We start from the raw sequence: 6,837 nt of genomic DNA on the forward strand, positions 1-6,837 counted from the left end.
CCACCTAGAGAGAGCTGAGAACGATGAGCAAGCTGCGCGTGGCCGTACTGGGTGCCAAGGGGCGCATCGGCTCCGAGGCCGTACGGGCCGTGGAGGCCGCGGAGGACATGGAGCTGGTCGCGGCCCTGGGCCGGGGCGACAAGCTGGAGACCCTGGTCGAGGCCGGAGCCCAGGTGGCCGTCGAGCTGACCAACCCCGGCGCCGTCATGGGCAACCTCGACTTCTGCGTCCGCCACGGCATCCACGGTGTGGTCGGCACGACCGGCTGGACCGACGACCGCCTCGCGCAGCTGCACACCTCGCTCGCCGCCTCACCCGAGGTCGGCGTGCTCATCGCCCCGAACTTCTCCATCGGCGCGGTGCTCACCATGCAGTTCGCCCAGCAGGCGGCCCGCTTCTTCGAATCTGTCGAGGTCATCGAGCTGCATCACCCGAACAAGGCGGACGCGCCGTCCGGTACGGCCACCCGTACCGCCGAGCTGATCGCCGCCGCCCGCCGGAAGGCCGGCAGCGCCCCCCAGCCGGATGCCACGGCGACCGCCCTGGACGGCGCCCGCGGCGCGGACGTCGACGGCATCCCCGTCCACTCCGTACGGCTGCGCGGCTTGCTGGCCCACCAGGAGGTCCTCCTGGGTGGCGAGGGGGAGACGCTCACCATCCGCCATGACTCCCTGCACCACAGCAGCTTCATGCCGGGCATCCTGCTCGGCGTGCGCCGCGTCGTGACCACCCCGGGCCTGACCGTGGGCCTGGAAAACTTCCTCGACCTGGGCTGACGGGCAATACCACCGTGCGCGCAAAGATCACCTATTTCGTCCTCGCGGCCGTTCTCGTCGTCTACTTCGTGCTGGTCGGCAGCCGCGGGGTACTGCTCATCGAGCAGGGCACCGCGGTCACCGTCGCCTTCGGGGGCGCCGTCCTGATCCTGCCGTTCATCGGCCTGTGGTTCCTCTGGCACACCACCCAGTTCGCCCGCAAGGCCGGCATCCTCTCGCGCGAGCTGGAGGCCGAGGGCGGACTGCCGGTCGACGAGTTGCGGCGCACCCCCGGCGGCCGGATCGACCGCGACTCGGCCGACGAGGTCTTCGCCCGACGGCAGGCCGAGACGGAGGAGGCCCCCGGCGACTGGCGCACGTGGTTCCGCCTCGCGGTCGCCTACCACGACGCCCGCGACACCCCACGCGCCCGCAAGGCCATGCAGTGCGCCATCGCCCTGCACGACAAAAAGCCCGTACGGACCTGAATCCGCACGGGCTCGGAGCGCCTGAATCCGCACGGGCTCGGGGCGCGGGACGCGGGGCTCCTGGGCACGGGGCTTCCGGGGCGTCCCGGCCTTCGGGGGGCGGTCATGCCCGGACGGCTCTCGGTCGGTGACGGCTGGCGCGTGGCCGGTGACGGCGCTCACCGATGAGGGCTTCTCGGCCGGTGAGGGCGTTTTGCCATCGGTGCGGCCGCTTCGCCGATACCGGCTTCCTGCCGTGAGGGCGTCCCATCGGTCACGATGACGGAGCCTTCCCGGTCACGATGACGGCGCCTTCCCGGTCACGATGACGGCGCCTTCCCGGTCACGATGACGGCGCCTTCCCGGTCACGATGACGGCGACCACGATGAGGACGCCTCGCCGATCACCGCGCCGACCACGGGAATACCGCCCGGCCCCGCCACGTTGTGGCCCAGCAGGGGGCGCACACACCCCCTAAGGGATCTGTTCTCCCACCCCCTAGTGGCGGTACTCCGCCGCCCAAGCCTCCAGCACATCCGCCGCCCGCTCGAACGCCTCGGGGCGGGACTGGAAATCGCCGTTGTGGTCCGTGACCAGGATGTCCGGCTGTGCGGCCCGCGACCGGTGGACGATCACGGCCTGACCCTGCACCGTCCGCGGCAGCCCCAGCCATCGCACCGGCTGCTGGACCGTACGGACCGCGGCGATGGCGCTCCACGGATCCGTGGTCGTACGCAGCAGACTCACCTGCCGCAGGCCCCTCGCGCTCACCCACACCCCCACGCGCAACAGACGCAGCGCCAGGACGATCACCAGCGCCGCCACCACCACACAGATCATGGCCCCAGCGAGCGATCCGGCCAGGCCGATGATCATTGCCGACAGCAGGACGAACGAGGCGAGCAGTAAAGACACCGCCGCCGTCCCCACTCGCCACGGTCCGGGGCGGTAGGGACGGCGCCAGTGGTCGGGCTCGTCATACGGGAGTGCGGCCGGATGCGCCGCACGGCCCTGGCCGTCGAGGTCGCGGTCGGCCGTCAGGAAGGGCAGGGGCACGGCTGAACCTCACTCATGGGCACGCAAACGGAAACTGTGACCGGTGAGGCTACTCGGGCCGGAGGGAGCGGAACCACTCGGTCCCGCGCCCCATCCGTCCACTCAGCGGTGGGCGGCTTCGGAGTGATGCACCCGGTCCGTACCGGAGCTGTCCTGCTGTAGCGACGGAATGCCGAACAGCAGGGCTCCGGCCAGGCCGCCCACGACGGTGAGGGTGATCAGGGACTGGCCGAGCAGCTGCGTACGGGACGCACGCTGGCGCGGCGGGGGAGTGACATTGCTGCGGAACCGGTCTGCCTCGGCAACGAAGGCGAACGGGACGGGCTCTCGCCGGCGGAACATGAGCGGGCTCTCCTAGGAACCTCGAAGTGGGCACTGTCACAGAGGTAGACGTCTCCGCCGTCCGATTGGTGCCCGTTTTCAGTGACTTCTGTGAAAAATATCAACCGCTGGCTCGTTCCCTGCTAGGCGGGGGCCGTTTTGCACCTAACGAGTTGCGCGGCGGCCTTTCCTGAGCTCCCTTCACCTTTCCCGGGCTGTCAGTGGCGGGCCGTAGGCTGGGCGCGCACGAGGATCGAACGGAAGGAACCGCCGGTGTCCCACACCCCCGACGAGAGCACTGAGAGCGCCGACAGTGCAGCCGCCCGCTTCCGGAGCGAGGTGACGGTCGAGCTGGTCAAGCACAGCGCCGCGGACAGCGACGTCCTGTGGGCGGCCCGGGTCTCCACGGCCGGCGAGCAGTCGCTGGAGGAGCTCCAGAAGGACCCCGAGCGTTCCAAGGGCCTGATCAACTACCTCATGCGGGACCGGCACGGCAGCCCGTTCGAGCACAACTCCATGACCTTCTTCATCAGTGCGCCGATCTTCGTCTTCCGCGAGTTCATGCGGCACCGCGTCGGCTGGTCCTACAACGAGGAGTCCGGCCGCTACCGCCAGCTGGAGCCCGTCTTCTACGTCCCCGGCGAGTCCCGCAAGCTGGTCCAGCAGGGCCGCCCCGGCAAGTACGAATTCGTCGACGGCACCCCGGCGCAGCACGACCTGACCACCCGCGTCATGGAGGACACCTACCGCCGGGCCTACGACGCGTACCAGGAGATGCTCGCCGCCGGCGTCGCCCGCGAGGTGGCCCGCGCCGTCCTCCCCGTCGGCCTGTTCTCCTCGATGTACGCGACCTGCAATGCCCGCTCCCTGATGCACTTCCTCGGCCTGCGTACGCAGCACGAGCTGGCGCAGGTCCCCTCCTTCCCGCAGCGCGAGATCGAGATGGTCGGCGAGCAGATGGAGGCCCAGTGGGCCAAGCTCATGCCGCTCACGTACGGCGCATTCAATGCGAACGGCCGCATCGCCCCGTAAAGCACCAGGCGGCGGGCCGGGCAGCGCACCGTGCGGCACCGGTGCGAGAAGTGTCCGGATTGCGGCATTTTGAGAAGTTCATCTACTCTGAACAAACGGACCCGGCACTGCTTGAACCCCCGAGCAGGCAGTGCCGGAGTCCACATCCCTGCTCCCCAGAGGCGCATCCCGAGGTGCGTTACGAGTAGCGTGGGACCCATGGCTCCGACTTCCACACCGCAGACCCCCTTCGGGCGGGTGCTGACCGCCATGGTCACGCCGTTCACGGCGGATGGCGCACTCGACCTCGACGGCGCCCAGCGGCTCGCCGCCCATCTGGTGGACGCCGGTAACGACGGCCTCGTCGTCAACGGCACCACCGGAGAGTCCCCGACCACCAGCGACGCCGAGAAAGCACAGCTCGTACGCGCCGTGGTCGATGCGGTCGGAGACCGCGCCTTTGTCGTTGCCGGAGCCGGCACCAACGACACCCGCCACAGCCTCGAGCTCGCCCGCGCCGCCCAGGACGCCGGCGCGCACGGCCTGCTCGCGGTGACGCCGTACTACAGCAAGCCCCCGCAGGAGGGCCTGCTGCGCCACTTCACGGCCATCGCGGACGCCACAGAGCTCCCCGTCATGCTGTACGACATCCCCGGCCGCAGCGGTGTCCCGATCAACACCGAGACCCTGGTCCGGCTCTCCGAGCACCCGCGGATCGTCGCCAACAAGGACGCCAAGGGCGACCTCGGCCGCGCCAGCTGGGCCATCGCCCGCTCCGACCTCGCCTGGTACAGCGGCGACGACATGCTCAACCTCCCGCTGCTCTCGGTCGGGGCCATCGGCTTCGTCTCCGTCGTCGGCCACGTCGTCACCCCCGAGCTCCGCGCCCTCCTGGACGCCCACCTCAACGGCGACGTCACCAAGGCCACCGAGATCCACCAGAAGCTGCTGCCCGTCTTCACCGGCATGTTCCGCACCCAGGGCGTCATCACCACCAAGGCCGCGCTCGGCCTTCAGGGACTGCCCGCCGGTCCGCTGCGCCTGCCCCTGGTGGAGCTCTCCCCGGAGGAGACCGAACAGCTCACGCGCGATCTCGCCGCCGGCGGGGTACAGCTCTGATCACAGACTTCACAACTGAATACCGACCAACAACCGCCACATAGCAAGTGCACGAATGTCATGCGCGCCACGTGCCTCGACGGCAGCGTGGCGCGTGTGGTGAGGAGAGTCTTTTGAGTCATCCGCATCCTGAGCTCGGCGCCCCGCCGAAGCTCCCCAAGGGTGGCCTGCGTGTCACCCCCCTCGGCGGCCTGGGTGAAATCGGCCGCAACATGACGGTCTTCGAATACGGCGGCCGGTTGCTGATCGTCGACTGCGGAGTGCTCTTCCCCGAGGAGGAGCAGCCCGGAATCGACCTGATCCTGCCGGACTTCACGTCCATCAGGGACCGCCTCGACGACATCGACGGCATCGTGCTCACGCACGGCCACGAGGACCACATCGGCGGTGTCCCCTACCTCCTTCGCGAGAAGCCGGACATCCCCCTCATCGGCTCCAAGCTGACCCTCGCCCTCATCGAGGCCAAGCTCCAGGAGCACCGCATCCGCCCGTACACGCTGGAGGTCGCCGAGGGCGACCGCGAGCGCCTGGGCCCGTTCGACTGCCAGTTCGTGGCCGTCAACCACTCCATCCCGGACGCCCTCGCGGTCGCCATCCGCACCCCCGCGGGCATGGTCGTGCACACCGGCGACTTCAAGATGGACCAGCTCCCGCTGGACCGCCGCCTCACCGACCTCCCCGCGTTCGCCAAGCTCGGCGAGGAAGGCATCGACCTCCTCCTCTCCGACTCCACGAACGCCGAGGTCCCGGGCTTCGTCCCGCCCGAGCGCGACATCTCGAACGTGCTGCGCCAGGTGTTCGCCAACGCCCAGAAGCGCATCATCGTGGCGAGCTTCGCCAGCCACGTGCACCGCATCCAGCAGATCCTCGACGCGGCCCATGAATACGGCCGCCGGGTCGCCTTCGTCGGCCGCTCGATGGTCCGCAACATGGGTATCGCCCGCGATCTGGGCTATCTGAACGTCCCGGCCGGCCTGGTCGTCGATGTCAAGACCCTCGACGACCTCCCGGACGACGAGGTCGTCCTCGTCTGCACCGGTTCCCAGGGCGAGCCCATGGCGGCGCTCTCCCGGATGGCCAACCGCGACCACCAGATCCGCATCGTGCAGGGCGACACGGTGATCCTGGCGTCCTCCCTCATCCCCGGCAACGAGAACGCGGTCTACCGCGTGATCAACGGTTTGACCCGCTGGGGAGCGAACGTCGTCCACAAGGGCAACGCCAAGGTGCATGTCTCCGGCCACGCCTCGGCCGGCGAGCTCCTGTACTTCTACAACATCTGCAAGCCGAAGAACCTGATGCCGGTGCACGGCGAATGGCGCCACCTGCGTGCCAACGCCGAACTGGGCGCCCTGACCGGCGTACCGAAGGACCGCATCGTCATTGCCGAGGACGGCGTCGTGGTCGACCTCGTCAACGGCGTCGCAAAGATCGTCGGCAAGGTCCAGGCGGGCTACGTGTACGTCGACGGCCTCTCGGTCGGCGATGTCACCGAGACCCATCTCAAGGACCGCCGCATCCTCGGCGACGAAGGCATCATCTCGGTCTTCGTGGTCGTCGACAGCACCACCGGCAAGACCGTCGGCGGCCCGAACATCCACGCCCGTGGCTCGGGCATCGACGACGCGGCCTTCTCGGCAGTCATCCCCAAGATCGACGAGGCCCTGGCCAAGTCGGCCCAGGACGGCATCACCGAGCCCCACCAGCTCCAGCAGCTGGTCCGCCGCGCGGTCGGCAAGTGGGTGTCGGACAACTACCGCCGACGCCCGATGATCCTCCCCGTGATCGTCGAGGTCTGACGGACAGAGTCGTACGAAGGTCCTCAAGTAGGAGCGGGGCGCCCGGATTTGCATCCGGGCGCCCCGCTCCAGTAGGTTTACGGCTCCGCCCGAACGGGAAGCCCCGCAAGCTTACGAGCGCGGCATGCCTCCTCAACGGTCGCGGAATTCCGACTCAAAACAATCTGTTAAAGTCGGATCAGCCGAAAGGCAACCCCCTCCGACGGGAAATCAGAATCGAAATTCGACCGGAAACGGCGAGGCTCGGATCTGCTAAAGTCGGAAAGGTCGAAAAGCGAAAGCGAAGCGGCCGAACCCCGCTCCAACAG

The 6,837-nt window shown here is 68.7% G+C and carries 7 protein-coding genes; 5 read left to right on the forward strand and 2 right to left on the reverse strand.

Annotation, left to right across the window (positions count from 1 at the left end; translation table 11 throughout):
- The first annotated feature begins 23 nt into the window (after window positions 1-23).
- On the forward strand, window positions 24-776 hold the full coding sequence (dapB, locus tag ACIGWZ_RS31465) for a 4-hydroxy-tetrahydrodipicolinate reductase (RefSeq protein ID WP_400070102.1): 753 nt from the start codon (window positions 24-26) through the stop codon (window positions 774-776).
- Window positions 777-790: 14 nt separating this feature from the next.
- A complete protein-coding gene (locus ACIGWZ_RS31470; protein WP_400070103.1) occupies window positions 791-1,243 on the forward strand; it encodes a hypothetical protein in 453 nt (150 codons plus the stop codon).
- A 478-nt stretch (window positions 1,244-1,721) separates the two neighbouring features.
- On the opposite strand, the gene ACIGWZ_RS31475 is transcribed toward ACIGWZ_RS31470, so the two are convergent.
- Window positions 1,722-2,279 (reverse strand): hypothetical protein, encoded by a 558-nt coding sequence (locus ACIGWZ_RS31475; RefSeq protein ID WP_400070104.1) that lies wholly within the window; start codon window positions 2,277-2,279, stop codon window positions 1,722-1,724.
- A 102-nt stretch (window positions 2,280-2,381) separates the two neighbouring features.
- The gene (locus tag ACIGWZ_RS31480) at window positions 2,382-2,621 is read right to left on the reverse strand and encodes a hypothetical protein (protein ID WP_400070105.1); all 240 of its coding nucleotides are present in this window, start codon (window positions 2,619-2,621) and stop codon (window positions 2,382-2,384) included.
- 252 nt (window positions 2,622-2,873) lie between these two features.
- On the opposite strand from ACIGWZ_RS31480, the gene thyX reads away from it, so the two are divergent.
- The 3 genes from thyX (at window position 2,874) to ACIGWZ_RS31495 (ending at window position 6,529) form a co-directional block, all read left to right on the forward strand.
- Window positions 2,874-3,632: an FAD-dependent thymidylate synthase gene (gene thyX, locus ACIGWZ_RS31485; protein ID WP_400070106.1), complete on the forward strand. Its 759-nt coding sequence runs from the start codon at window positions 2,874-2,876 to the stop codon at window positions 3,630-3,632.
- A 198-nt stretch (window positions 3,633-3,830) separates the two neighbouring features.
- Window positions 3,831-4,730, forward strand: coding sequence for a 4-hydroxy-tetrahydrodipicolinate synthase (dapA, locus tag ACIGWZ_RS31490; protein ID WP_400070107.1), 900 nt, complete (start codon window positions 3,831-3,833; stop codon window positions 4,728-4,730).
- 113 nt (window positions 4,731-4,843) lie between these two features.
- Entirely contained in the window at window positions 4,844-6,529 is a 1,686-nt protein-coding gene (locus tag ACIGWZ_RS31495; protein ID WP_400070108.1) for a ribonuclease J, read from the forward strand.
- Window positions 6,530-6,837 lie beyond the last annotated feature (308 nt).

The organism is Streptomyces sp. NPDC053427 (assembly GCF_044544985.1).
Lineage (GTDB): Bacteria > Actinomycetota > Actinomycetes > Streptomycetales > Streptomycetaceae > Streptomyces.